The sequence below is a fragment of the Ketogulonicigenium vulgare WSH-001 genome, from assembly GCF_000223375.1.
Lineage (GTDB): Bacteria > Pseudomonadota > Alphaproteobacteria > Rhodobacterales > Rhodobacteraceae > Ketogulonicigenium > Ketogulonicigenium vulgare.
The window spans coordinates 25,971-50,089 of sequence record NC_017384.1; the positions used below are offsets into that span (position 1 = coordinate 25,971).

Below are 24,119 nucleotides of genomic sequence, written 5' to 3' on the forward strand. Positions count from 1 at the left end.
TCTGCCCGTTTTCAGGGCCCTTCAGGCGCGGACACGGGCGCGACGGAATCGCGCACGATCAGCTTCGTTTCAAATTCATGAACGGGCGCGCTGGGCGTACCGCTCAATAGATTGACCAACAGGCGCATGGCGGCGCGTCCCATTTCAAGACGCGGCTGTTGCACGGTGGTTAAGGCGGGTTCAAAGGCTTGGGCGACCAGAATGTCGTCAAAGCCGATAACGGAAACATCGCTCGGCACACGCAGACCGGCGCGGCGCAATTGGCTGATTGCGCCAATTGCCATCTGGTCGCTGGCGGCCAGCACGGCGGTAAAGGGCAGGCCGGTGTCCAGCAGGGCCTGCGCGCCGCGACGGCCAGCCTCGATACTGAAATCGCCCCAGACGGTCAGGCGCGGGTCGACCGGCAGGTCTGCCTCGCGCAGTGCGCGCAGGTATCCGGTGTGGCGGTTGATCGCCAGATATTCACCCTCGACCCCGCCGATATGGGCGATTTTGCGGTGGCCCTGCGCGATCAGATAATCGACCGCATTCTTTGCAGCGGCGGCGTTATCAATGCGTACAGTGGGCAGATCGACATCGGGGATGGCCTCGGACGCCACAACCATAGGCGGAGTGAGGCCGGGCCGCTGGTCGATGTCGGCGGGCAGGTTGCGCACCATCAGGATCAGCCCGTCGGCCTGCCGTTGGCGCACCATGTCGATATAGTTGCTGATGCGCGCCTCGTCGTTGCGCGCATCAGCCATCAGCACTTTATAACCCGTCTCGGATGCGACTTCCTCGATCCCCTTATAGATCTCTAGGTAGAACGGGTTCGAAATGTCGCGGACCAGCAAAATGATGGTCTGCGTCGATTGCTGCCGGAACGACCGCGCCTGTGCATTCGCGACAAACCCCACCTGTTTGACCACGCCCAGCACGTGATCAAGGGTTTCGCGGTTCAGCTTTTCAGGCTGCCCCAGCGCGCGCGAGACTGTGGCGGTCGAGACACCGGCAAGCCTTGCGACATCGCGGATCGTTACGGGTTTCATCTTTTACACACGCAGTTGTTTCTGGCGCCCATAAAGAAGCATCATCAGCAGCAAGGTGACACCGAAAACCATCTGACGCGCCCAGAAATCCATATTCAGGGTGATCAGAACGCTTTGCAGCAGCGTCAGCGCAACCGCGCCCGCCATGGTGCCCCAATAGCCGCCAATGCCCCCCGCCAGCGATGTGCCACCGATCACCACCGCGATCACCGAGGGCAGCACATATTGATCGCCAACGCTGATGAACGAGCTGCCGGTATAGCCGATCACGCAAAGTCCGGTCAGACCCGCGAACAGGCCCGACAATCCATACAGCAGCACACGCACGCGGCGCACCGGAATACCGACCAGCGTGGCGGCGCGTTCATTCGCGCCCATCGCATAGACGGCATGACCGAATGCGGTGCGGCGCAGCAGGAACCACATGAACAGCGCCAGCGCGACCCAAACGAACAGGATGCCCGGAATGCCGAACGCCAGCGGCTGGTTCACAAAGCTCGCCAGCGCAGGCGCGGCGCGGCCCGAGGGGACGCCCTGCGAATAGACCACCAGTGCGCCTTGCAGCACCGCCGTCATACCCAGCGTCATGACAAGGGGCGGGATGCGCACGATGGTGACGCCGATGCCGTTCACGATCCCGACCAGAAACGGCACGCCAAGGGCCATCAGCATCGCAATACCGATGCCGCTGTTCATGCCGTTCATCGCGTTTCCGGCCAGCACAGCGCCCAGCGAGATCATCGCCCCCACCGACAGGTCGATCCCCTCGCGTCCGCCAAGGATCACAAGGTTCTGGCCCGCCGCGACAATGCCCAAAATGGCGGCCACGGTCAGCAGGCTGACGATTTGACGGCCACGGGCAAAGCCGGGCGAGATCAGCTCGCCAATGATCAACAGCGCGACCGAGGCAAGAATGGCCAGTGTCAGCGGGTCCAGCAAAATGGCGCGAAGGCGGTTTTGTTTGGTATTTTCCATGATATTTTCCTCAGCGCCGGGTGACCAGAACGCCGCCGGCCAACGCCAGCAACACGATCAGCCCCTGCACCAGAGTCTGATATTCGAACGGCAGACCGGCAAAGAAGATCACATTGCCGATCATCCCCAGCACCAATGCGCCCAGGACCGAGCCGATAGCACTGCCAAAGCCGCCCGCCAGCGCGGTGCCGCCCAGCACAACGGCCGAGATCGACGACAGCGCCAAAGCCTGACCCAGCAGCGGGTCGCCCGAGGCGGTCTCGCCCGTCAGGCACAGCGCCGCCAGCGATGCGAAAAGGCCAGCCAGCATGTAAGAGCCGATGCGGATGCGATCCAGCGGCAGGCCGCTTTGGAAGGCGCCGGTGCGGTTGCCGCCAACCGCCAAAATCTGCGCATGGGCGACGGTACGGCCAAAGATCAGCGCGAAGGCGACGCCGATCAGCAGCACCCAAGCCACTGTTGGCACGCCCAGCACCAGCCCGCCATAGGTGCGCCAATAGTTGGATGGCACGGCAAGGCCAGCGGTCGGCAGCACCCAGATTGCCAGCGCTGCGAACAAAATGCCGGTGGCAAAGGTGGTGACAATCGGCTGCAGCCGCAATTTGGCGATCAACAGCCCGTTGAACAGCCCGCAGGCAAGCCCGACCAGAATGCCCGCCGCAATACCGGTCAGAATCGCAATATCGGTGCCGCCCAGCGACGCAATCACCGTCACGGTGACCACGTTCGACAGCGCAACCGTGCTGCCGACCGACAGGTCGATGTCACCCGACAGGATCACATAGGTCTGGCCAATCGCGACCAGCACCAGCGGCAGGAATGTCGACAGGTTCGACCTGATCGCACGCGGGCTGGTAAAGCTGGGCTGCAAGATCGCATTCACCACGATCAGAATGACCAATACCACAAGGGTGATCATCCACGGGTTTTTGCGGAAAAGGGTAAGCGCGTTCATGCGGCATCTCCGAAGGCGGCGCGGGCCAGATTGACCGCATTAATATCATCGCCGCGCAGTTCGGCCGAAATCTCGCCGCCGTTGAACACCAGCACGCGGTCGGCGTAGTCGAGGATCTCTGCATCCTCGGACGAATAGAACAGGATTGTGGCACCTGCATCGGCCTGCGCGCGCATCAGCGCGAACAAATCGGCCTTTGCGCCAAGGTCGATGCCCTTGGTCGGATCATCCAGCAGCAGCACATCGGGGCTGGTCGCCAGCCAACGCGCGATAAAGATCTTTTGCTGATTGCCGCCTGACAACGTGCCAATTGCGGCATCAAGCCCCGCATATTTGGTACGCAGACCCGCTGCGGCCTCGGCCATGCGCGGGCGCAGGCTGCGGTGGTTCACCAGCAATTTCTTTTCGCGCACGGTGGTCGCCGCGACAAGGTTTTCAAAAATCGACCGCCCGCCGAACGACGCATCACGCCCGCGGTCGCCCGAGATATAGGCGAACCCTTGGTGGACGGCCTGGCCGGGCGCACGCAGGGAAAGCTGCTTGCCGCCATGTGCAACGCTGCCGCTGCTAAAGGGCATCGCGCCGAACAGACCTTGCAGCAAGGCGGATTGACCCTGTCCTTGCAGACCGGCAAGGCCCAGAATCTCGCCGCGATGCGCCTCAAAGCTGACGCCGCGCAGCCGCGCATTCGTCGCGCCCGAGACTTTCAGCGTGACCTCGCTTGCGCGGCCTGCGGTGCGCGGCGGCGGGGCAGGGACATCGCCGACCATGTGATGCACGACTTCGTCGCGGTTGGTTTGCGCCGTTTCCAGCGCGGCCACGGTCTTGCCGTTGCGCATCACGGTGATGCGGTCACAAACGGCAAAAACCTCGTCCAAACGGTGCGAGATCATGATCGTCGAGGCGCCTTCGGCCTTGCGGGCCTGAAGGATTTCGAAAAAGCGTGCAGCTTGGCGGCCATCCAGTGCGGCGGTGGCCTCGTCCATGATCATCAGGCGCGGTTTTTTGGCGAAAACCTTGAGAATTTCGACAATCTGGCGTTGATCGGGGGGCAGATCGCCAACGGTCGCATCGGGGGTCAGGCCCTCGCCGGACACACCATCAAACAAAGCGATCAGCGCGGCGGCTTCGCGGTTCAGCGTGGCACGGTCAACAAACCCGGCGCGGCGCGGCTCGCGGCCCAAAAAGATATTCTCAGCGACAGAGCGCTGGGGGATCAGGCTAAGTTCTTGATAAAATAGCGCAATGCCGCGTGTTTCAGCGTCACGCGGGCCGGTGATAACAGTGGGCACGCCCTCGATCTGCAATTGACCGCCATCGGCCAGCACGGTGCCAGCGATGGATTTGCACAGGGTGCTTTTGCCGCAGCCATTGGCGCCCATCAGGGCATGAATCTCGCCTTTGGCAACCGAAAGACTGCCATCCGTCAAAGCGCGGACCGCGCCAAAGGATTTGGTCAGGCTTTGGGCCTCGATATAAGTGAACATATTCTCTCCGCGCGGATAATCGCGTCCATGGCCCTGCTCGATAGGCAGCGCATACCGGTGGCAAAGGCTGCGGCCGGGGGAAATCCGGCCGCAGCGTCCCGGGAGGGATGATTACTGGAAGAATTCCGCAGCTTCTTCGGGGGTGACGATATCGGTCACTGACCAGTAGCCGGGCTGACCTTCGGCGGCTGCCAAGCTGTCTGCCAGGTTGTCGTTATCCACGAAGGGGATCGGAATGTAGATCGCATTGCCGTTTGCACCGGTAAACACGTCGTCGCGGAACTCGCGGCCTTGCAGACGCAGGACAGCCACGTTCAGCGCGCTGCCCATCACACCCGGAGGGTTCACCGATGCGCCCGAATTCAGGCCCAGCTCGGACCAGCGTTCCATAAAGTCTTTACGGATTTCGCCGGTTGCCGCGATGTCGGTGGTGCGGCCGGCAGCCTCGATCGCGCGCCATGCGCCATCCGCCATACCGTCCTGGACCCAAACGCCGTTCAGGTTGGGATAGGTTGCCAGCAGGTTCTGCATGACTTGCTGACCTTGGGCCTGGTCCCAGTTTGCGTTCGCCTGGTTCAGCACGGTGATGCCGGGGTATTGGGCGAAAGCCTCGGTATAGCCTGCAACGCGCGCCTCGTTGGCGGGGTTGCCTGCGACGCCATTGATCGTGACGACATTGCCTTCGCCGTTCAGCGCTTTGGCCAGCCAATCGGCCGATTGGTACGCCCATGCCTTTTGGTCGATACCGACATAGATCGCATCGGGCGAGGTCACTTCGGCGTCGGTTGCGATGACCAGAATGCCAGCCTCGGCCGCCTGCGCGAAGACCGGATCGAATGCGGTCGGGCTTTGCGGGTTGATGATGATCGCATCAACGCCTTGGTTGATGAAATTGCGGATGTGACCGATCTGACCCTGCACATCGACGTTACCGCTTTGGACGATAACCTCAACATTGACGCCTTGCTCTCCCCAGGCGGCGGCAGCGGCTTGCGCCTCTTCGATCATCTGGGTGCGCCATTCGCTTCCCACAAAACCGTTCGACAGACCGATGGTGAAGCTATCTTGGGCATAGGCAGCCGACGACAGCGCGATGACCGATACAGCGGCCAGCGTAAAATGTTTCTTCATGATCTCCTCCTCTACCCGATCGGTCATGCTCCGCCGGGTTGGATAAGTTGTGCAACCGGTTACATTCACCTGTCAATTAGAATTTGCGGCGCGTTTTGCGCGGGGCGGCGGACCGCCGGGAAAGCTGACCGGAATCAAAGGCTTCATCATCGGCGAGATTTGACGGGGATCGGCAGAATTCTTTCCAAATGAGAAACAGTGAACGCCGAATCCAATGGATAATGCTGCGCGGGAACGTGTGCTAACCAGCCTCATCCACCCATGAAAGGGATTGAAAATGGTTGATACACGCACGGCGCCTGTTGCGCTGCTGATCTTGCGGGTTGTTCTGGGCCTGTTGTTTCTGGCCCATGTCTGGTTGAAGATTTTTGTATTCACGCCTGCGGGCACGGCCGGGTTCTTTGCCTCGCTCGGGCTGCCGGGCTGGTTCGCCTATGTGACGATGCTGTGGGAAATTCTGGGCGGCCTCGCGCTGATTCTGGGCGTCTGGCCGCGTGCGGCCGCCCTTGCGATGGTGCCGCTGCTGCTGGGCACGATTGTCACGGTGCACGGCCCTGCAGGCTTTTTCTTTGACAGCCAATATGGCGGTTGGGAATATCCGGCCTTTTGGATTGTCGCGCTGATCGTGCTGGCCCTGTCGGGTGACGGGGCAAAGGCCCTGCGTCCGACGCCCCTGCGCTAAACCATCTGGCCCCGGCAGGCCATCTTGCTTGCCGGGGCCGCATGGCCTAAGAGCGCCCTAGCTTTTATTCAAAGGGAAAAGGGGTCGCCGATGGGCTTTCGCATGGGGATCGTGGGTCTGCCGAACGTGGGCAAATCCACGCTGTTCAACGCGCTGACGCGCACCGCTGCGGCGCAGGCCGCAAACTTCCCGTTCTGCACGATCGAGCCGAACGTCGGCGAGGTGGCCGTCCCCGACGCGCGCCTTGATAAACTGGCGTCGATTGCCTCGTCCAAGCAGATCATTCCCACCCGCATGACCTTTGTTGATATCGCGGGTCTGGTGAAGGGCGCCTCGCGCGGCGAGGGGCTGGGCAACCAATTCCTGCATAATATCCGCGAAACCGACGCCATCGCCCATGTGCTGCGCTGTTTCGAAGATGGCGACATCACCCATGTCGAGGGCCGCGTCGATCCGGTGTCGGACGCCCAGACCATCGAGATGGAACTGATGCTGGCCGACCTCGAATCGATTGAAAAGCGTCTTGCTGGCCTTGTGCGCAAGGTGAAGGGCGGCGACAAAGAGGCGATCGAGCAGGAAGAACTGCTGAAAGCCGCGAAAGAGGCGCTGGACGCTGGCCGCCCCGCGCGCACCGTCAAGGTTTCGGACGATCAGCAAAAGCAGTGGCGTATGCTGCAGCTGCTGACCTCGAAGCCGATCCTTTATGTCTGCAACGTCGAGGAATCGGCAGCGGCGACCGGCAATGCATTCTCGGCCAAGGTCGCGGAAATGGCCGCCGCCGAAGGTAATTCCCATGTAGTGATTTCCGCCAAGATCGAGGAAGAAATCAGTCAGCTGGACGCCGATGAAGCTGCCATGTTCCTGGACGAGATGGGGCTGGAGGAAGCGGGCCTCGACCGTCTGATCCGCGCCGGTTACGAGCTGCTGAAGCTGCAAACCTATTTCACTGTCGGCCCTAAAGAGGCCCGCGCCTGGACCATTCCGGCGGGCACATTGGCGCCGCAGGCGGCTGGCGTCATCCACGGTGATTTTGAACGCGGCTTCATCCGCGCCGAGACCATCGCCTATGACGATTACGTCGCGCTGGGCGGCGAGAGCCAGGCGCGCGATGCCGGTAAGCTGCGGGCAGAGGGCAAGACATACCTCGTCAAAGACGGCGATGTGTTGCACTTCTTGTTCAATACCTGATGCGAAAAGGGGGCCGATTGGCCCCCTTTTTTATACATCGTCTTTCAGCGTTTCTTTTTGGGTAATCAACCGGGCCGAATTCTGCCCCGAGATGAAAATCCACAGCCAGCTGAGCAGCACCACAATCCGCGAGCGGGTGCCGATCAGGAAATAGATATGGGCAAAGCCCCAGATCCACCACGCCAGCCAGCCGCGCATCTGGAATTTGCCAAATTCGATGACTGCCGAATTGCGCCCGATGGTCGCAAGATTGCCCATGTGTTTGTATTTGAACGGGGCGGGGGCGTCCTTGCCCTCTAACCGCGTGCGGATCAGCTTTGCTGCATATTCGCCTTGTTGCTTTGCGGCGGGGGCGACACCCGGCACGGGTTTGCCGTCGGATTCCACATGGGCGGTATCGCCCAGCACGAAAATATCGGGTGCACCGGCCAGCGTCAGATCGGGCTGCACCATGACGCGGCCCGCGCGGTCAGCCTCGACCCCGCCCAGCCAGTCTTTCGCGCGCGAGGCTTGCACACCCGCCGCCCAGATCACGGTGCGCGCGGCAATCGGCTCGTCTCCCAGCACGATGCCCTTGTCCGAGATCTGCGTGACCGGCTTGCCGGTCAGCACCTCGACCCCGACTTTTTGCAGCGATTGCGCCGCATAATCCGACAGATTGGGCGAAAACGCGGGCAGGATGCGGGGGCCAGCCTCGATCAACATGATGCGGGCGCGGTCAGTGTCGATGCGGCGGAATTCGCGGGGCAGGATGCGGTGGGCGAGCTCGGCAATGATGCCGGCCAGCTCGACCCCGGTGGGGCCCGCGCCGATAATGGCGAATGTCAGCAGGGCCTCGCGCTCGGCCGGGTCGGTGGTCAGCTCGGCGCGCTCGAACGCCAGCAGCAGGCGGCGGCGAATCGTTGTGGCATCTTCCAGCGTTTTCAGGCCGGGGGCGTCAGCCTCCCATTCATCGCGGCCGAAATAGGCATGGCGCGCGCCCGTGGCCAGCACCAGCGTATCATAGGGGACGCGCGTGCCATCGCGCAGCAGCACTTCGCGCGTCTCGCGGTCGACGCCATCGACTGTCGCCAGCAGGGTCGTTACATCCTTGCGCGGGCGCATCAGGCGGCGGATCGGCCAGGCGATTTCCGATGTGGCCAGCAGGGTTGTTGCAACCTGATACAGCAGCGGCTGGAAAAGATGGTGGTTTCGCTGGTCAATAAGTGTAATGTCGCAACCACTGCCTTTTAGGTTTTGCACCAGTTGCAGGCCGGCAAAGCCAGCACCGACGACGACGACCCGATGTGCCATGTCGTTATTTCCGCCTTAACAGTAAAGCCACGCCCCGGCGGCGCAGCAAGATAGCGCTAACATGTCGAGATGCCGCGCCGGACACAAGGGGCCGGGACCCAAGCAGGGAAAATAGGTCAGCTGCTATTCGCTGGCGACATGGGTTCATGGCTGGCCTTCCAAAAAATATGCAGAAAATGGCCAAAGTTTGATTCAAATCAAATCCTATCATGGCCAGAACCATTAGTCTTGTTAGCATGTTGCTGTGGGCCCCGCCGATCAGGGGCTGGACAACCGGCCCATCGGGGCCACTGCGGAGAAGTTGCTATGAGCTATAAGACCATTGCCATTTTCGTGCATGATGCCGATCGCGACTCTGTGGCGCTTGCCGCTGCGATGGAGGTTGCAGGCCGGGACAATGCGCATCTTGAGGTGTTCTGCCTAGGGATTGATCCGATTCAATATGATGCGACGCTGGCAGGGGCGATGCCGGTGTTTTTATCCTCTGGCATAACCGAGGCGCAAGAAACCGCGAGCAAGCTGGCCGCTTGGGTCGAAACCATGGTGCCGACGGGTCAGTCGCGCGTCTATGTGCAGCCCGTGGCAACCGCGAGCGCGGGTCTGGAGCTGCTGGTGGGCCGTTACGCGCGCTATAGCGATCTGATCATTGCGCCGCAGCCTTACGGCGAGGATCGCGGTCGCATTGCCGAGGCGCTGCTGGAAGGCGCGCTGTTCAACAGCGATGCGGCCGTGCTGGTGATCCCCAACGATAGCGATCCGGCCAAATTTGCCGATCATTTCAAACGCGCGGTTGTCGCCTGGAATGAAAGCGACGAGGCGCTGTCAACCATCCGCAAGGCGCTGCCGATTCTGACAGCGGCCCAGCAGGTGGATATCCTGATGATCGACCCTGCCGTGCGTTCGGGCGAGCGGTCTGACCCCGGCGGCGCGCTGGCCATGATGCTCTCGCGTCAGGGGGCCAAAGCCGATGTGGCGATTGTCGCGCGCACCTTGCCAAAGGTCGCGGATATGATCACGCGCTATGCCGCTGACCACGGCGCGGATGTGCTGGTGATGGGGGCCTATGGTCATTCCCGCCTGCGTCAGGCGGTACTGGGCGGCACGACACGCAGTATGCTGAACGAGATGCCGTTGCCCGTTTTGATGTCGCATTAACCGCGGCAAGGGGCCGGGCGTTGCGATCAGATATGCAGGCCATCCCCGGCCTCGCGCCGCAGCCGCGCCATGTCAGCTATGGTGACGTGGCGCGCGCCTGCCAGCGTGATCACACCATCATGACGCAGGGCCGAAAACTGGCGGCTGACGGTCTCTAGCGTCAGGCCAAGGTGATCGGCCATGGCTTCGCGTGTTAGTGGCAGGTCGATCTGTACATCTGCCGAAAAGGGAGGTCCGGCGTTTTGGGCGGCGCGCGTGGCCAATATCAGCAAAAGGCTCGCGATTTTTTCGCGGGCCGATTTGCGCCCCAGAACCAGCATCCAGTCGCGCGCGGCATCCAATTCATCGAGCGTCATCTCCAGCAGACGGCTGCCAATATGCGCCGTGCTGGCGATCAGCTTTTCAAATGGGCGGCGCGCAAAACAGCACAGCAAAACTTCGGATGCGGCGGTGATGTCATATCGCGCAATCGGCCGGCCCGGCCTTCCAATGAAATCAGAAGGTTGCAACAGACCAACCGTCTGACGGCGGCCGTCATGCAAGTCTTGTGACAGTGTGGCAAGGCCGCTTACGACCGAGGCCATGAAGTCCAACCGGTCACCTGCGAAAACAATCGTTTGACCAGGCGGGTAGCTGCGGAAATACTTCATCTCGTCCAGCACATGCATTTCATCCGCATCGCACAGCGCGCAGATGGCTTGGGCATGGATGGCGCAAGAGGCGCAGCTTTCAAATGTTCGAGCCATAGCGACACACTTATTCCATCACGGCGGCAGGTTTAAGGCCGCGCACTATTTTTAGACGTTCGGAAATACTGCAGGAATCATTATCGTGACACATTATGCGTTTAAGCATCTTGGTCTGTTTGACGCGCATGTGCCGCGCTATACCAGCTATCCACCTGCCAATCATTTCGACACGCTTGCGCCGTCGCAAAGCGAATCGTGGCTAAAAACGGTGCCGCGCAGCGGCCATATCGCGATTTACGTGCATATTCCTTATTGTCGCCGCCTGTGTTGGTTCTGTGCCGATCACACGCATGGCCTGATGACGGATCGTCCCTTGCGGCGTTATCTGGACCATATTCTGGCCGAGCTTGCTTTGATCGCGGGCTATTTGCCACCCGATGTAAGGGTGGCCTCGGTGCATCTGGGGGGCGGCACACCCACGATCCTGTCAGCGGAAATGCTGTCAGAGCTGGGGCAGGCCCTGCGTGATTTTCGCCCCTTTACCCGCACTGCCCGTATTTCGGTCGAGATTGACCCGGCCGCAGTGGACGATGCGCGTCTGGATGCTCTTGCCCAAATCGGGATGAATCGCGCGGCGATCGGGGTTCAGGGTTTCGACCCTCGGGTGCAAACCGTCACGGGGCGCGTGCAGCCGTTCGCGGTCACGCGCAAGGCCGTCGCTGGCCTGCGCGCGCGGGGGGTTGGCTGTGTGACGATGGATGTGCTTTACGGCCTTCCCTATCAAACGCCCGATAGTATGACGCAAACGATTGAAAAGGTGATGGATATTCGCCCGGACCGGCTAGCCCTATTTGGCCATGGGCATGCCCCATTGCGCAGCCGCCGTCAGGTGATGATCGAGGATGCTGCGCTGCCGGACCCCCAAGCCCGCCTTGCCCTGTTCGAAGCTGCGCGGCGTCAGTTGCTGGACGGTGGTTATCATCCGGTCGGTATCGATCATTTCTGCCTGCCCGGTGACAGCCTGGCTTTTGCCGCCGAGATCGGCAGCCTGCGCCGCAATTTCCAGGGGTATACCGAGGAAAATGCCGATGCGTTGATCGGGATTGGCGCCTCTAGCATTTCGCGCTTTGCGCAGGGCTATGCGCAAAATGTGGCGGCGATCTCGGATTACGGGGCCCATGTGGCCGCTGGGCGATTGCCAACGGCGCGGGGGCATAGGTTCACCTCTGACGACCTGCTGCGCGGCGCGATGATCGAGGAATTGCTGTGTAATTTCAGCGTCGACATCGCCACCCATGCGCGCCGCTTTGACCGCCCGATCGAGGCGGTCGAGGCAATTGTCCTGCCGCTTTTATCCACCTTTCATGCGCATCTGGTAAAAGACGGCAGCCGGATCGAGCTGATCGGCCCCGCTCGGCATCTGGCGCGGATGGCGGCACAGACGATGGATGCCTATGTCGCACCCGAAGGACGGCATTCCCGCGCGATTTAGCCGCTTATCCTCTTGCGCGCTGCCTGAATTTTAGGCAGCGTGCGAACGCTACCCCATCTTCGGGCGGCGCGCGCCCCGGGGAGGGGGACTTCATGCGTATCGGGATTATCTGCCTGCTGCTGGCCTATGGCCTGTCGCAATTCTATCGTGCGTTTTTGGCGGTTCTGACGCCCTATCTGGGGGCCGAGATCGGCACGACACCCGAGACGCTCGCCACGGCCTCTAGCCTGTGGTTCGTGGCCTTTGCCGCGCTGCAAATCCCCGTCGGCATCGCGCTGGACAAGATCGGCCCCCGCCGCACCACGGCGTTGCTGTTCGGCCTTGGCACCGGCGGTGGCGCTGCGATTTTCGCGCTGGCCACGCAGCCGTGGCATATCACGGTGGCGATGACGCTGATCGGGGCGGGCTGTGCGCCTGTGCTGGTCTCTAGCTATTACATCTTTGCCCGCATCTATAGCCCGGCGGTTTTTGCAACGCTGGCGGGGGCGGTGATCGCGATTGGCAGCTTTGGTAATATCTCTAGCTCTTACCCTTTGGCCTGGGCGCTGGGCTTTCTCGGCTGGCGTGAAACCGTCTGGTGCCTTGCTGCGCTATCGGTGCTGACGGCAGCGCTGATCCAGTGGCGCGTGGTCGACCCGCCAAGGGTCGAGGGTAGCACCGGATCTTTGCGCGATGTGATGGCGATCCGCTCGCTATGGCCGATTTATGCGTTGCTGTTCGTATCTTACGCGCCGGTCGCCGCGATCAGCGGGCTGTGGGTCGGGCCATATACCCATGACATCTTTGGGCTGGATGCAGCGGGGATTGGGGCTTCGGCGCTGGTCATCGGCGTCTCGATTGCGGTGGGCAGCCTGCTTTATGGCCCGGCCGAGCGGTTGCTGCGCAGCCGTAAATTCGTCGCCATGGGCGGCAGCGCGATCATGGCGGTGGCGCTGCTGGTGCTATCGGCGACGGCCGGACAGTCGCTGGCGCTGTCCATCGTGCTTTTCGCCTGTGTCGGCTTTTTCGGTGCGAATTTCCCGGTGTTGATGGCGCATGGGCGCGGCTTTCTGCCGCCGCACCTGACGGGACGGGGGGTGACATTCATGAACCTGTTCAGCATCGGCGGCGTCGGCATTTTGCAATTCACCAGCGGCCGCGTCTTTGGCGCGATCCCGCCACAGCCCGCCACCGCGCCCTATGCCGGTATTTTCCTGATGTTCGGCCTGATTGTCGCAGTGGGTGTGGCAATTTATGCCTTCTCGCGCGAGGGTGCGCGCAATATCTGACCTTTCCCCCGCGTCCACCATCGGGTAAGAGGAGCGCCGGTCTAGCAAGGAGCCAAACGCATGGGCTATAACGTCGTCGTCGTCGGCGCCACGGGTAACGTGGGTCACGAAATGCTCAATATTCTCGCCGAGCGCGAGTTTCCGGTCGATAAGATTGCCGCCGTGGCAAGCCGCCGGTCGCTGGGAACAGAAGTGAGCTTTGGCGACAAAACCCTGAAGACCCAAGACCTTGAACAATTCGATTTCAAGGGCTGGGATATTGCGCTTTTCGCCATCGGCTCTGATGCGACCAAGGAATACGCCCCCAAGGCCGCGGCTGCGGGCTGTGTGGTCATCGATAACTCGTCGCTGTATCGCTATGATCCCGACGTGCCGCTGATCGTGCCCGAAGTGAACGCGGATGCTGTCGTCGGCTATTCGAAAAAGAACATTATCGCGAATCCCAACTGCTCGACCGCGCAGCTGGTCGTGGCGCTAAAGCCGCTGCATGACCGCGCCAAGATCAAGCGTGTCGTGGTTGCGACCTATCAATCCGTCTCGGGCACCGGCAAAGAGGCGATTGACGAGCTGTGGAACCAGACCAAGGGCATGTATGTCCCGGGTCAAGAGGTTGCGCCAAAGGTCTACCCCAAACAGATCGCCTTCAACGTGATCCCCCATATCGATGTTTTCCTGGACGATGGCTCGACCAAGGAAGAATGGAAGATGGTCGCCGAGACGAAGAAGATCCTTGATAAAAGCATCAAGCTGACCGCGACTTGCGTGCGCGTTCCGGTGTTCGTCGGCCATTCCGAAGCCGTGAATATCGAATTCGAAGATTTCATCGACGAAGAAGAAGTCCGTGACATCCTGCGCGAGGCCCCCGGTATTCTGGTCGTCGATAAGCGCGAAGCGGGCGGTTACATCACCCCCGTCGAATGCGTCGGCGAATATGCCACTTTCGTCTCGCGTATCCGTCAGGATTCGACGATTGATAACGGTGTGAACCTGTGGATCGTCTCGGATAACCTGCGCAAGGGCGCGGCGCTGAACGCGGTGCAAATCGCCGAGGTTCTGGGCCAACGTTGCCTGAAAAAAGGCTAAAGTGACAAAGGGGCGCCCAGCGGCGCCCCTTTTGCTTTTCCCGCGCTATATGCAATCATCGGGAACCCACCAGGGGAGATTGCATATGCCCATGCCATGGACCTATCGCCATGCGTCAAAGGAATGGCGCGCGATCCTTGATGATTTAAAGGATCGAATGGATTTGGTTTCCGACAACTCGGCCTATACAGCGATGGACGGTGTGCTGCAGGTGTTCCGCCGGCGGTTGACCGCGCAGCAAGGCCTTGATTTCGCGTCTGTTCTTCCCTCTGTTCCGCGTGCTGTATTCGTCGCAGATTGGCGTTTAGCGCAGCCGCCGATGCCCTTTGAAGATCGCGGGGCCCTGGTGCAAGAGGTCAAAAAAATACGCCAGCATCATAATCTGACGCCAGATAACGCAATCGAGGCGACGGCCTGGTCCTTGCGCCGCTATATTGATCGCAACGACTTTGAACGTGTATTGTCGCGTCTTCCCGAAGGCTCAGTCGCATTTTGGCACGTTGATGTGACTGACCCGGCCGAGATCGCGCGGCGGATTTTCTAGCGCGCCGACGGCAAGTAAAAAGCCCGCCGGTCCGGGCGGGCTTGGCACCTTAGACCGGCTTAAACACCGCCGCGTCGGCATCGTATTGTTCTAGCGAACCCTCGCCAATATCGTTCCACAGCCCGTGCAGCGTGAGCATACCGCTCTCGACCGCATCCGCGACAAAGGGGAAGGTCATCAGGTTGAACAGCGACCGCACGACCGAGGCCTTTTCAAACGCGCGCAGGCGCGTCGGCAGATCGCCTTTGGGCAGGTTCTCGTATTCGGGGCGCAGGATATCCATCCAACGGCCGACAAAGCTGGATTGCTCTAGCAGTTGCGGCGCGGCGCCCGAACACATGTCGTGACAGCCCTGCACGCCGCCGCAGCTGGAATGGCCCAGCACGATGACATGCGCAACTTTCAGCGCGGTGACCGCATATTCGATCGCCGCCGATGTGCCGTGCTGCTCGCCGTCCGGCTTATAGGGTGGCACGAGGTTCGCGATATTGCGGTGGATAAAGAATTCGCCCTGGTCGGCCCCAAAGATCGAGGTGACATGCACGCGGCTGTCACAGCAGGAAATCACCATGGCGCGCGGGTGCTGGCCGCCTTCGGCAAGGCGCTTATACCAGGCGCTATTCTCGGCATAGCTGGTGGCTTTCCAGCCCTGATAGCGGCGCACAAGATAATCGGGCAGGGGCCTCGCGATTTTCATGATATCCTCATCTGTGAAACTTGGCCGCGTCCGGCCCATCTGTCGTTCTATCACGCAATTCGCCGCCAAGTGCGAGGGGATTTCTAACTCGCCACGCGGGGCGCGGAAACGAATTGGGAACGAATTGCCGTTATCAGAGGGGCGGTAAGGGGCGCTGCGAAAGGTTCAGGCATGGCGCAATCGGCCGAAATCGACCCACCTATTGCCCTGCGCCTGCGCGAGGGGCTGGCCCCGAACCGCGCCCGCATGTTGCAATTGGTTGCGGGCATGGGGCCAGACGCGTTTCAGATGACCCTGCGCGAAGAGGCGGCGCAGCTTGAACAGCGCTTGCTGCGCCTCAATGATGTGCAGACCTATTATGATATTGCGACATTCGTGCGCCATGTCGGCGTGATCGCCGAAATTGCGGAACGCTTCGGCTTTGCCGCGCTGGAACGTGTTGCGGGGAATGTGCTCGATTGTCATGTCGCGCAGGATGATGTCGCCTTTGCCGCGACGCTTGCGCGGTTAGAGCGGCTTGGACATGCGGCGCTTTTCATGCTGGCCTGTCAGTTGGCGGATTAGTCGGCCTGCGGTGATTGTCGGGCGGCGGCCAAGGCGATAGGGTCGGGGCAACGACAGGATGATGCTATGACCTATACTTTCCCCACGCCCACACTCGCTGCCCCGCACGAGGATGCGACGCCGCTTTATCTGATCGCGCCCGAGGATTTGGCCACGTTTCTGGCGGGCCTTCCGCCCGCGCAAGGCGCCTTTGCCGGTGCCACAGGTTTTGCTGCAGGCGCGGGTGAAGTGCTGATCTTGCCCGAGGTGGACGGCAGTATCGCAGGCGTGCTGATCGGGCGCGGCAGTGCCGAGGCGCGCAGGCGTGGCCGTTTCGTCATGGCGGGCGCTGCCGCGCGCCTGCCCGCTGGCGATTATCGCCTTGTGCCGCTGCTGACCCATGACGAGGCCGAGGAATTCGCGCTGGGCTGGCTGTTCGAAAGCTATCGTTTTGATCGTTACAAGGCGCAAAACACCCCCAAAGCGCGCCTTGTCGCGCCCGAGGGTGTCGACGCGGGCCGGCTGAACGCAATCGCAGCGGGTGAATATCTGACGCGTGATCTGGTGAATACGCCCGCCGCTGATATGGGCCCCGCGCAACTGGCGAATGTTGCCGTGGCGCTGGCTGATCTGCATGGCGGAACCTCTGGTGTGACGGTGGGCGACGCGCTGCTGGATGCGAATTTCCCGATGATCCACGCCGTCGGCCGCGCCGCTGCCGCTGATCGCGCGCCGCGCCTGATCGAGATGAATTTCGGCACCACCGGCCCGCGCCTGACGTTGGTGGGCAAGGGCGTCTGCTTTGATACCGGCGGTCTTGATATCAAACCCGCTGCCGGTATGGGATTGATGAAAAAGGATATGGGCGGTGCGGCGACGGTGCTGGGCCTTGCGCATATGATCTTGCAGCTGAACCTGCCGCTGCAATTGCGCGTGCTGGTGCCCGCCGTTGAAAACAGCATCGCGGGCGGCGCGATGCGCCCGGGCGATGTGCTGACCGCGCGCAATGGCCTGACGGTCGAGGTGAATAACACCGATGCCGAAGGCCGCCTTGTGCTTGCGGATGCGTTGGCTTTGGCCAGCGAGGATGCACCCGATCTGCTCATCTCGATGGCAACGCTGACGGGCGCGGCGCGTGTGGCGCTGGGGCCGGATGTGCCGCCGTTCTATACCGATGATGACAGCATTGCTGCGACCCTCGCCGCCGCCAGTACCGCCGCGCGCGATCCGATCTGGCGGATGCCCTTCCATCCCGCCTACGAGGCGTTGATCGAGCCCGGCATTGCCGATCTGGATAATGCGCCGGGGGGCGGTATGGCGGGCTCGATCACGGCGGCGCTGTTCCTGCGCCGTTTTGCGGCTGCGCCCTATGTGCATTTCGACATTTATGCGTGGCAACAGGCCGCTGCACCCGCACGGCCCAAGGGCGGGGTGGGGCAGGGCGCGCGCGCCCTGCTGGCTGCGCTGCCGCAATTGCTGGGTGAGGCGCAATAATGGATCGTCGTCTGACCCCCGCCAACACGCGTGTCGCCGCTGAATATCTGCGCGGCAAGGTCGAGGCCGCCAGCTTTGTCACCGGCACCCCGGCCCGCGTCACGCGGCCTGTGGCCGATCTGCTGGATCAGCCCGCCGGCAAGCGCGAGCGTCAGGTGCTGTTCGGCGCGGCGGTCACCGTTTACGAGGTGATCGACGGTTGGGCCTTTGTGCAGGCCGCGCGTGATGGCTATGTCGGGTACATTGCGGCCGATTGCATTGGCGACGCGCGCCAAGCGACCCACCGTGTCGCCACGATGGCCACGCATGTTTATCCCGATGCCAATATCAAACTGCATGAGGTGATGCACCTTTCGCTGGGGGCCGAGGTGACGGTGATCGCCGAGCTGCCAAAGTTTTTCGAGACGCCCGAAGGGTTTATCTTTAAATCCCACCTGCGCCCGCTGGTCCAGCCATTCCAAGATCCGGTCACCGTGGCGCAGATGCTGTTCGGCGTGCCCTATCTGTGGGGCGGCAATTCATCATTGGGGATCGACTGTTCGGGCACGGTGAATATGGCATTGACCCTCTGCGGTATCGCCTGTCCGGGTGACGCTGACCTGCAAGAGGCAGCGCTGGGCACCGCTTTGCCGCTTGATGCGCCCCTGCAGCGCGGTGATCTGATCTTTTGGAAGGGGCATGTGGCGCTGATGGTGGATGCAGATACGATGATCCACGCCAACGGCAATGACATGGCAGTGCGCTATGAAAACTATGCCTCGGCGGTGAAACGGATCGAGGTGCAGGGCGGCGGCCCCGTGACATCCATCAAGCGGCTTTAATCAATCAGGCGCGGCTTGCCCTCTAGCACTTTTAACACGGCTTGCAGGTCATTGCCGCGCCGCAGCACCTGACCCTCGGCGCCGATTACCGCATATTGCCCCTGCCGCATCCGCAGCTTTGGCCGTTTTTCAATGCGATAGACCGGCGTTTCCGCTGCGCGGCGAAAGATCGAGAAAATCGCCACATCGCGCAAATTGGCGATGCCGTAATCACGCCATTCGCCCGCCGCCACATTGCGGCCATAGACATTCAGGATCGGTTGCAGCTCGGTGCGATGAAACGCCACCTGCTCAACCGCACCGGGTGCAAAGGGGATCGTTTGGTTCATGTCAAAATGATGACTCTGCCCGCGCCCCTTGGCAAGTCTCAGCCGCAGGTGATGCGCGCGATCTGGCCGTCGCCGTTAATGATAAAGTTCAACCGCCCAGATCGGTAGTCCATCGTCACGGCAGTATCGGGGTGGATGACGCGCACCTGTCCCATCAGGAAAACGCGCTCTAGCGCATTGGCGTTCTGACCGATCAGCGCCGCATGGGGCGCGGCGCCGCAGGTGTCCTCGGCGGGCATCACGGGTGCTTCATCCATCTGCGGCGCGGCACAGGCCGCCAACAGGGCGAGGGGGATCAGGGCAAGGATCTGTTTCATGGCTATAGTCTTGACCATATTGACGCAGCGCGCAATCACTCGCTTGACCCCAGGAAAAAATCTCCCTAGGCAGAATGTATATTTAGAATGATTCTAAATTAGGAGTCTGCCATGCTGCTATCCCTTTCCCCGCGCCGCAGGTTCAGCGACCTGACGGAACAAGAGATCATCGCGCTGGCGATTTCAAACGAGGAAGATGACGCGCGCATCTATCGCAGTTTCGCCCAGCATCTGCGCGCGGATTACCCCGGATCAGCCGCCGTATTCGACGGCATGGCCGAGGAAGAGGACGCCCATCGCCAACGGCTGATCGCCCTGCACCGCATCCGCTGGGGTGATGTCATCCCGCTGATCCGGCGCGAACATGTGGCGGGCTATTTTCATCGCAAGCCGGTGTGGTTGACCGAAAACCTGTCGCTGGAGGCGATCCGCGCCGAGGCGCAGAATATGGAACGCGGCGCCGCCGATTATTACACCCGCGCTGCCATGCGCACCCAAGATGCCGCGACGCGCAAACTGCTGGGTGATCTGGCCGCCGCCGAGGCGGGCCACGACGAGGCTGCAACCGCCCTTGCGCAAAAGCATCTGGGCGATGACGCCCGTGCCGATGAGGATCAAACCGCGCGCCGTAAATTCATCCTGACCTGGGTGCAGCCCGGCCTTGCGGGTTTGATGGATGGCTCGGTCTCGACCCTCGCGCCGATCTTTGCGGTGGCTTTTGCGACGCAGAACAGCCACACGACGCTGCTGGTCGGCCTTGCGGCGGCGGTCGGGGCGGGGATCTCGATGGGGTTTACCGAGGCCGCGCATGATGATGGCGTGATCTCGGGGCGCGGCTCGCCGCTGAAACGCGGCATTGCTTCGGGCGTGATGACGACGGTCGGCGGGCTTGGCCATGCCTTGCCCTATTTGCTGGGGGATTTCTGGCTGGCGACGGTCATCGCGATCATGGTTGTGTTTGTCGAGCTGTGGGCCATTGCCTGGATTCAGAATCGCTTTATGGAAACGCCTATTTTGCGCGCAGTGACACAGGTGGTGATCGGGGGTGCGCTGGTCTTTGCAGCCGGTGTGCTGATTGGCGGCGGCTGAGCCTAGACCTTGTCGCGGGGCAGGCGTAAGGCGCGTTTATGCTTGCCGTATTCTATCAAATCCTGCCGTTTTTCGGCCTTGTTGTCCTTGGCTTTGGCGCGGGCCGCACCGGCTTTTTTCCCGCCGAGGCGACGCAATATCTGACGAAGTTTGTCTTTTATTTTGCGCTCTCGGCGATGATGCTGCGCTTTGCCGCGACGATGCCGATCCACGAGGTGCTATCGCTGCCCTTCGTGCTGGCCTATGTCATCGGCACGGGTCTGGTCTACGGCCTTGTCATGCTGGTGGCGCGCCTACGCGGGCGCAGCCTTGGTGAAATGGCGATGGAGGGGTTCACCACCTCGGTCGCGAATTCCACCTTTCTGGGGTTGCCGGTCATCGTCACGCTGATGGGCGACTGGGCCATCGGGCCGCTGATGATGGTCGTGGTGCTGGATTACACCTTTTTTGTCGCGCTGATGGTCGTGTTGATGAGCCTTGCCGAAAATGGCCGCGTGTCATGGCAGGTGGGGCCAGCCGTGCTGCGCGGGCTTTTGCGCAATCCGATGATTGTCGCGCTGGCGCTGGGGCTGGTGATTGCAGGCTTTGGCCTGACATTGCCTGAACCCGTCGATCATTTCCTGGCGCTGCTGACCAATGCCGCGACACCGGGCGCGCTGTTTGCACTGGGCGCATCCCTCGCCACCCGCCCGGCCGAGCCTGCGGGCGCGGCGATGTGGCTGGCGGGGGCAAAGCTGATCCTGCATCCGCTATCGGTTGGCATTATGGCGCTGCTGGTGTTTCATGTGCCAACGGACCCCGCCCATGTGATGATCGCTGTGGCGGCGATGCCGGTGGCCAGCTCGACCTTTATTCTGGCGCAACAATATGGGGTGGCCGTGCAGCGCATATCGACGACAATCTTGCTGACAACGCTGTTCAGCGCGCTTACGGTGCCGATCGTTATGGGGTGGCTGGGCGTATGATCTATGTCGATGCCGATGCTTGCCCCGTCCGGGACGAGGTTGAACGTGTGGCCACGCGCCACGCTCATCCCGTAGTCTTGGTCACGAATGGCGGTCTGCGCCCGCCTGCGAACCCGCTGATATCGCTGCAAATCGTACCGCATGGGCCGGATGTGGCCGACCAGTGGATCGCCGATCGTGCGGGCGCGGGCGATGTTGTGATCACCAACGACATCCCTTTGGCCGCAAAGGTGATCGCGAATGCCGCCGCCGTGCTGCGCCCCGATGGCGAGGCGCTGACCCACGCGAATATCGGTCCCACTTTGGCCGCGCGCGATTTGATGGCGGACTTGCGCGCAGCCGATCCCTTCCGTCAAGGCGGCGGGCGGCCGTTTTCCAAGGCGGACCGCAGCCGTTTTCTGGATGCGCTGGAACGCGTCTTGCGGCAGGCCCGCGCATGAGCGTCCTTGCCGATTACGAGGCCCGCGTCGCGGCGGGCACGATCACACCCGATGCCGCGCAGCGCGCGGTGCTGCCCGCGCTAGAGCGTTTGCGGGCCGAGATATCGAGCCCCGTCAAGCGCGGTCTGTTTCGCAAAGCGGTGCCGGTGCGGGGGCTCTATCTGTGGGGCGGTGTCGGACGCGGCAAGTCGATGCTGATGGATCTGCTGTGCCAAAGCCTGCAGGTGCCGCTGCACCGCGTCCATTTCCACGCATTTATGCAAAGCGTCCACGCTGGCCTTGCCAAGGCGCGGGCGGATGGCGTGCAAGACGCCATTCTGCCGGTGGCCGATGATCTGGCAAACCGTATCAAACTGCTGGCGCTGGACGAGATGCAGATCACCGATATCACCGATGCGATGATCGTGGGGCGGCTGTTTCAGCGGCTGTTCGATCGGGGGGTAGTGGTGGTGACAACCTCGAACCGTGCGCCGGATGATCTATATAAAAACGGGCTGAACCGGCAGATATTCCTGCCCTTTATTGCGATGATCCGTGACAGGCTGGATGTGGTCGAACTCGCCAGCCCCACCGACCACCGCCAAGGCCGCCTGCAAGGGGCGCAGCGCTATTTCGCGCCGCCGGACATGGCTGCGCTGGATGCGATCTGGGATGATCTGACCGGCCGCGCGGCCGCGCGCCCCCAGACCCTGCGTGTCTATGGCCGAGATGTGACCTTGCCCGCGTTCCACGATGGCATTGCACGGGCCCGTTTTGATGATCTGTGCGGCAAGCCCCTTGGCCCTGCCGATTATCTGGCGATCGCCGAAAGCTGCCGTGTGCTGATTTTGGACGATATCCCCCGCCTTGGCCCCGCCAATCACGACAAGGCCAAACGGTTCGTCACGCTGATCGACGCGCTTTACGAGGCGAAGGTGCGTCTGTTTTGCAGCGCCGCCACCCTGCCCGAGGCGCTTTATGACGCCGGCGAGGGCAGTTTCGAATTTGCCCGCACCGCCAGCCGTCTGCGCGAAATGCAGGATGCGGGCTGGGGTGCGGCGCTGGCCTGATCAGCGCTGAAGCGCGGCGGCGACAATCGCTTTCACGCGCAGATCTGGCACTTCGGTAAAGGTCAGATCGCTGCGCTGGAAATAGGCCGCTGCATTCATCGCGCCCCAGTCATTGGTGACGATGACATAGCTTTGCTTGTCTGCCAGAGCGGTTGGGTCGGCATACAGGAAATCACCCGTGCGCGATTCCAATGGCATATCGCCATCTTGGTTGCTGATCGCCAGAATCGCGGCCAGCGTGGCGGCGTCAACCTCGGCCCGCATCAGCTTGCCGTCAAAGCGCAGACCGGCATTGTAATCGAATACTGTGACATCGCCCGCAGGCAGACCCGTTCCGAACGAGGTGTGGCCGATAAAGCCGACGTCAGCGCCCACCGTCTCGGCCATGGCGCGCGCGGCAAAGCGGCCGGTCTCGCCCAGCGACATCGGGGCCTCTAGCGTTGCGACACTGGCGGTTTCCTCTGGCGTCAGATGCGCGGCCAGAACGGCGGGGATCAGATCGGCCAGCGCGGCGGAGAGGGGGGCGGCGCGGTCAATCTCGATCCGTTCGATCACGGGGGCAGTGCCGGTCGCAGTGATCGTGGCGATGGTCATCAGCGCAGACCACGCGCCAGTATGGATATAGCGTGTCGCGCCTGCGGCATGTTCCAGCACCAGATGGTCATGGCCGCCGACCAGCAGTGCGCCATCGGGCAAGGCGGCCAAAATCTCGCGATCGGGCACAACGCCCGCGTGGCTGAGGACGACATGCGCCGCGCCGTCGGTGAAGACTTGTGGCAGATTTTCCGCGGCCCAGGCCGCCGGGGCCGGAACAGTGATCTGCGGGCGCGTGTCGGCGGGATAGGTGTTGATCGCATCGGTCGCGATGCCTGCGATCTGCACCTGCATACCGCCCAGATCCAGCACCGCCGCAGCGGGCGCATAGGCGCTGCCGTCGCGCGCATCGATGATATTGCTGATCACGGTCACACCGATTTCATTCGCGCGCGCCGTGAAATGGCGCAGATCCGCATCGAAATCGGATTCGTGATTGCCGATATTCACGATGGTCGGTGCGACCTGTGCCAGCGCTGTGAGGAAGGCCCAGTCGATTTCACCGCCCGAGCGGCTGGCCACCACATTGCCCTTTTCGAACACGTCGCCGTTAATCAATACGGCGACCGGCAGGCCGGAATGCGCGACATGCATCTCGATTGCGGCCAAAAGTTGGCCCATCCGCTCATAGGCAGAGTGCAGGTCGGACAGCAGAATCAACTGCATACCAGCACTTTGGGCGCGCGCACCGCACAAGGCAGGCATCAGGGCGAAAGCACTTGTCAAAGCAAGCAGTTGGCGGCGTGTGGTGCGCATGGCATCCCTCCAATTCGTCGATGCGCTGCCATTAGGCGGTGCGGATGACGCTGTG

General features: G+C 61.8%; 25 protein-coding genes. 14 read left to right on the top strand and 11 right to left on the bottom strand.

Annotated elements, in window-relative coordinates; all coding sequences use genetic code 11:
- Positions 1-11 precede the first annotated feature (11 nt).
- The 5 genes from KVU_RS00105 to KVU_RS00125 all read right to left on the bottom strand — a co-directional run bounded on the left by KVU_RS00105 (position 12) and on the right by KVU_RS00125 (position 5,576).
- Complete coding sequence (locus KVU_RS00105) at positions 12-1,028, bottom strand: LacI family DNA-binding transcriptional regulator (protein ID WP_013383270.1); 1,017 nt, start codon at positions 1,026-1,028, stop codon at positions 12-14.
- 3 nt (positions 1,029-1,031) lie between these two features.
- On the bottom strand, positions 1,032-2,003 hold the full coding sequence (locus KVU_RS00110) for an ABC transporter permease (protein WP_013383271.1): 972 nt from the start codon (positions 2,001-2,003) through the stop codon (positions 1,032-1,034).
- Between the two features lie 10 nt (positions 2,004-2,013).
- On the bottom strand, positions 2,014-2,958 hold the full coding sequence (locus tag KVU_RS00115) for an ABC transporter permease (RefSeq protein ID WP_013383272.1): 945 nt from the start codon (positions 2,956-2,958) through the stop codon (positions 2,014-2,016).
- A complete protein-coding gene (locus tag KVU_RS00120; protein ID WP_013383273.1) occupies positions 2,955-4,445 on the bottom strand; it encodes a sugar ABC transporter ATP-binding protein in 1,491 nt (496 codons plus the stop codon). The genes KVU_RS00115 and KVU_RS00120 overlap by 4 nt, the downstream gene beginning before the upstream one ends.
- A gap of 111 nt (positions 4,446-4,556) precedes the next feature.
- Complete coding sequence (locus KVU_RS00125; protein ID WP_013383274.1) at positions 4,557-5,576, bottom strand: substrate-binding domain-containing protein; 1,020 nt, start codon at positions 5,574-5,576, stop codon at positions 4,557-4,559.
- Positions 5,577-5,853: 277 nt separating this feature from the next.
- Here KVU_RS00125 and KVU_RS00135 point away from each other — a divergent pair, with 277 nt between their 5' ends.
- Positions 5,854-6,258, top strand: coding sequence for a DoxX family protein (locus KVU_RS00135; protein WP_014537426.1), 405 nt, complete (start codon positions 5,854-5,856; stop codon positions 6,256-6,258).
- A 90-nt stretch (positions 6,259-6,348) separates the two neighbouring features.
- Complete coding sequence (gene ychF / locus KVU_RS00140; protein ID WP_013383277.1) at positions 6,349-7,446, top strand: redox-regulated ATPase YchF; 1,098 nt, start codon at positions 6,349-6,351, stop codon at positions 7,444-7,446.
- 30 nt (positions 7,447-7,476) lie between these two features.
- Here the strand turns inward: ychF and KVU_RS00145 are convergent, their stop codons facing one another.
- On the bottom strand, positions 7,477-8,739 hold the full coding sequence (locus tag KVU_RS00145) for an NAD(P)/FAD-dependent oxidoreductase (protein ID WP_013383278.1): 1,263 nt from the start codon (positions 8,737-8,739) through the stop codon (positions 7,477-7,479).
- 306 nt (positions 8,740-9,045) lie between these two features.
- Here KVU_RS00145 and KVU_RS00150 point away from each other — a divergent pair, with 306 nt between their 5' ends.
- Positions 9,046-9,894 (top strand): universal stress protein, encoded by an 849-nt coding sequence (locus KVU_RS00150; protein ID WP_013383279.1) that lies wholly within the window; start codon positions 9,046-9,048, stop codon positions 9,892-9,894.
- A gap of 26 nt (positions 9,895-9,920) precedes the next feature.
- Here KVU_RS00150 and fnrL read toward each other — a convergent pair whose 3' ends face one another.
- Positions 9,921-10,640 (bottom strand): transcriptional regulator FnrL, encoded by a 720-nt coding sequence (gene fnrL, locus KVU_RS00155; protein ID WP_013383280.1) that lies wholly within the window; start codon positions 10,638-10,640, stop codon positions 9,921-9,923.
- 85 nt (positions 10,641-10,725) lie between these two features.
- On the opposite strand from fnrL, the gene hemN reads away from it, so the two are divergent.
- The 4 genes from hemN to KVU_RS00175 all read left to right on the top strand — a co-directional run bounded on the left by hemN (position 10,726) and on the right by KVU_RS00175 (position 14,970).
- On the top strand, positions 10,726-12,075 hold the full coding sequence (hemN, locus tag KVU_RS00160) for an oxygen-independent coproporphyrinogen III oxidase (RefSeq protein ID WP_013383281.1): 1,350 nt from the start codon (positions 10,726-10,728) through the stop codon (positions 12,073-12,075).
- Positions 12,076-12,167: 92 nt separating this feature from the next.
- Positions 12,168-13,343 (top strand): MFS transporter, encoded by a 1,176-nt coding sequence (locus KVU_RS00165; protein ID WP_013383282.1) that lies wholly within the window; start codon positions 12,168-12,170, stop codon positions 13,341-13,343.
- A gap of 60 nt (positions 13,344-13,403) precedes the next feature.
- Positions 13,404-14,426: an aspartate-semialdehyde dehydrogenase gene (locus KVU_RS00170; protein WP_013383283.1), complete on the top strand. Its 1,023-nt coding sequence runs from the start codon at positions 13,404-13,406 to the stop codon at positions 14,424-14,426.
- 85 nt (positions 14,427-14,511) lie between these two features.
- Positions 14,512-14,970 carry a DUF2267 domain-containing protein gene (locus KVU_RS00175; protein ID WP_013383284.1) on the top strand — a complete coding sequence of 153 codons (459 nt, stop codon included), beginning with the start codon at positions 14,512-14,514 and terminating at the stop codon, positions 14,968-14,970.
- Positions 14,971-15,019: 49 nt separating this feature from the next.
- Here the strand turns inward: KVU_RS00175 and KVU_RS00180 are convergent, their stop codons facing one another.
- The gene (locus tag KVU_RS00180; RefSeq protein ID WP_013383285.1) at positions 15,020-15,667 is read right to left on the bottom strand and encodes a carbonic anhydrase; all 648 of its coding nucleotides are present in this window, start codon (positions 15,665-15,667) and stop codon (positions 15,020-15,022) included.
- A gap of 171 nt (positions 15,668-15,838) precedes the next feature.
- Here KVU_RS00180 and KVU_RS00185 point away from each other — a divergent pair, with 171 nt between their 5' ends.
- From KVU_RS00185 to KVU_RS00195, 3 genes are all read left to right on the top strand, one after another.
- Entirely contained in the window at positions 15,839-16,231 is a 393-nt protein-coding gene (locus tag KVU_RS00185; protein ID WP_013383286.1) for a hypothetical protein, read from the top strand.
- A 66-nt stretch (positions 16,232-16,297) separates the two neighbouring features.
- Positions 16,298-17,704 (top strand): leucyl aminopeptidase family protein, encoded by a 1,407-nt coding sequence (locus KVU_RS00190; protein ID WP_013383287.1) that lies wholly within the window; start codon positions 16,298-16,300, stop codon positions 17,702-17,704.
- The gene (locus KVU_RS00195; RefSeq protein ID WP_013383288.1) at positions 17,704-18,525 is read left to right on the top strand and encodes a C40 family peptidase; all 822 of its coding nucleotides are present in this window, start codon (positions 17,704-17,706) and stop codon (positions 18,523-18,525) included. The genes KVU_RS00190 and KVU_RS00195 overlap by 1 nt, the downstream gene beginning before the upstream one ends.
- Here the strand turns inward: KVU_RS00195 and KVU_RS00200 are convergent.
- Both KVU_RS00200 and KVU_RS00205 read right to left on the bottom strand, forming a co-directional pair.
- Entirely contained in the window at positions 18,522-18,854 is a 333-nt protein-coding gene (locus tag KVU_RS00200) for a DUF2794 domain-containing protein (protein ID WP_013383289.1), read from the bottom strand. The genes KVU_RS00195 and KVU_RS00200 overlap by 4 nt on opposite strands.
- Positions 18,855-18,892: 38 nt before the next feature.
- Positions 18,893-19,171: an I78 family peptidase inhibitor gene (locus KVU_RS00205; protein WP_013383290.1), complete on the bottom strand. Its 279-nt coding sequence runs from the start codon at positions 19,169-19,171 to the stop codon at positions 18,893-18,895.
- A gap of 111 nt (positions 19,172-19,282) precedes the next feature.
- Here KVU_RS00205 and mbfA point away from each other — a divergent pair, with 111 nt between their 5' ends.
- From mbfA to zapE, 4 genes are read left to right on the top strand one after another with little or no spacing between them, the layout of a single operon-like run.
- Positions 19,283-20,260 carry an iron exporter MbfA gene (gene mbfA, locus KVU_RS00210; RefSeq protein WP_013383291.1) on the top strand — a complete coding sequence of 326 codons (978 nt, stop codon included), beginning with the start codon at positions 19,283-19,285 and terminating at the stop codon, positions 20,258-20,260.
- Positions 20,261-20,298: 38 nt separating this feature from the next.
- The gene (locus KVU_RS00215) at positions 20,299-21,225 is read left to right on the top strand and encodes an AEC family transporter (protein WP_013383292.1); all 927 of its coding nucleotides are present in this window, start codon (positions 20,299-20,301) and stop codon (positions 21,223-21,225) included.
- Complete coding sequence (locus tag KVU_RS00220) at positions 21,222-21,665, top strand: YaiI/YqxD family protein (protein WP_013383293.1); 444 nt, start codon at positions 21,222-21,224, stop codon at positions 21,663-21,665. The genes KVU_RS00215 and KVU_RS00220 overlap by 4 nt, the downstream gene beginning before the upstream one ends.
- The gene (gene zapE / locus KVU_RS00225; RefSeq protein WP_013383294.1) at positions 21,662-22,714 is read left to right on the top strand and encodes a cell division protein ZapE; all 1,053 of its coding nucleotides are present in this window, start codon (positions 21,662-21,664) and stop codon (positions 22,712-22,714) included. The genes KVU_RS00220 and zapE overlap by 4 nt, the downstream gene beginning before the upstream one ends.
- Here zapE and KVU_RS00230 read toward each other — a convergent pair whose 3' ends face one another.
- The gene (locus KVU_RS00230; protein ID WP_236953121.1) at positions 22,715-23,974 is read right to left on the bottom strand and encodes a metallophosphoesterase; all 1,260 of its coding nucleotides are present in this window, start codon (positions 23,972-23,974) and stop codon (positions 22,715-22,717) included.
- Between the last annotated feature and the right edge of the window lie 145 nt (positions 23,975-24,119).

Excerpts from the sequence above, each read along its gene's own strand:
- KVU_RS00110 (WP_013383271.1), bottom strand. The coding sequence starts at position 2,003 with ATGGAAAATACCAAACAAAACCGCCTTCGCGCCATTTTGCTGGACCCG.
- KVU_RS00170 (WP_013383283.1), top strand. The coding sequence starts at position 13,404 with ATGGGCTATAACGTCGTCGTCGTCGGCGCCACGGGTAACGTGGGTCAC.
- KVU_RS00115 (WP_013383272.1), bottom strand. The coding sequence starts at position 2,958 with ATGAACGCGCTTACCCTTTTCCGCAAAAACCCGTGGATGATCACCCTT.
- KVU_RS00230 (WP_236953121.1), bottom strand. The coding sequence starts at position 23,974 with ATGCAGTTGATTCTGCTGTCCGACCTGCACTCTGCCTATGAGCGGATG.
- KVU_RS00190 (WP_013383287.1), top strand. The coding sequence starts at position 16,298 with ATGACCTATACTTTCCCCACGCCCACACTCGCTGCCCCGCACGAGGAT.
- KVU_RS00195 (WP_013383288.1), top strand. The coding sequence starts at position 17,704 with ATGGATCGTCGTCTGACCCCCGCCAACACGCGTGTCGCCGCTGAATAT.
- ychF (WP_013383277.1), top strand. The coding sequence starts at position 6,349 with ATGGGCTTTCGCATGGGGATCGTGGGTCTGCCGAACGTGGGCAAATCC.
- KVU_RS00200 (WP_013383289.1), bottom strand. The coding sequence starts at position 18,854 with ATGAACCAAACGATCCCCTTTGCACCCGGTGCGGTTGAGCAGGTGGCG.
- KVU_RS00120 (WP_013383273.1), bottom strand. The coding sequence starts at position 4,445 with ATGTTCACTTATATCGAGGCCCAAAGCCTGACCAAATCCTTTGGCGCG.
- zapE (WP_013383294.1), top strand. The coding sequence starts at position 21,662 with ATGAGCGTCCTTGCCGATTACGAGGCCCGCGTCGCGGCGGGCACGATC.
- KVU_RS00220 (WP_013383293.1), top strand. The coding sequence starts at position 21,222 with ATGATCTATGTCGATGCCGATGCTTGCCCCGTCCGGGACGAGGTTGAA.
- KVU_RS00125 (WP_013383274.1), bottom strand. The coding sequence starts at position 5,576 with ATGAAGAAACATTTTACGCTGGCCGCTGTATCGGTCATCGCGCTGTCG.
- KVU_RS00215 (WP_013383292.1), top strand. The coding sequence starts at position 20,299 with ATGCTTGCCGTATTCTATCAAATCCTGCCGTTTTTCGGCCTTGTTGTC.
- KVU_RS00145 (WP_013383278.1), bottom strand. The coding sequence starts at position 8,739 with ATGGCACATCGGGTCGTCGTCGTCGGTGCTGGCTTTGCCGGCCTGCAA.
- mbfA (WP_013383291.1), top strand. The coding sequence starts at position 19,283 with ATGCTGCTATCCCTTTCCCCGCGCCGCAGGTTCAGCGACCTGACGGAA.
- KVU_RS00185 (WP_013383286.1), top strand. The coding sequence starts at position 15,839 with ATGGCGCAATCGGCCGAAATCGACCCACCTATTGCCCTGCGCCTGCGC.
- KVU_RS00150 (WP_013383279.1), top strand. The coding sequence starts at position 9,046 with ATGAGCTATAAGACCATTGCCATTTTCGTGCATGATGCCGATCGCGAC.
- KVU_RS00105 (WP_013383270.1), bottom strand. The coding sequence starts at position 1,028 with ATGAAACCCGTAACGATCCGCGATGTCGCAAGGCTTGCCGGTGTCTCG.
- fnrL (WP_013383280.1), bottom strand. The coding sequence starts at position 10,640 with ATGGCTCGAACATTTGAAAGCTGCGCCTCTTGCGCCATCCATGCCCAA.
- KVU_RS00175 (WP_013383284.1), top strand. The coding sequence starts at position 14,512 with ATGCCCATGCCATGGACCTATCGCCATGCGTCAAAGGAATGGCGCGCG.
- KVU_RS00165 (WP_013383282.1), top strand. The coding sequence starts at position 12,168 with ATGCGTATCGGGATTATCTGCCTGCTGCTGGCCTATGGCCTGTCGCAA.
- KVU_RS00180 (WP_013383285.1), bottom strand. The coding sequence starts at position 15,667 with ATGAAAATCGCGAGGCCCCTGCCCGATTATCTTGTGCGCCGCTATCAG.
- KVU_RS00135 (WP_014537426.1), top strand. The coding sequence starts at position 5,854 with ATGGTTGATACACGCACGGCGCCTGTTGCGCTGCTGATCTTGCGGGTT.
- KVU_RS00205 (WP_013383290.1), bottom strand. The coding sequence starts at position 19,171 with ATGAAACAGATCCTTGCCCTGATCCCCCTCGCCCTGTTGGCGGCCTGT.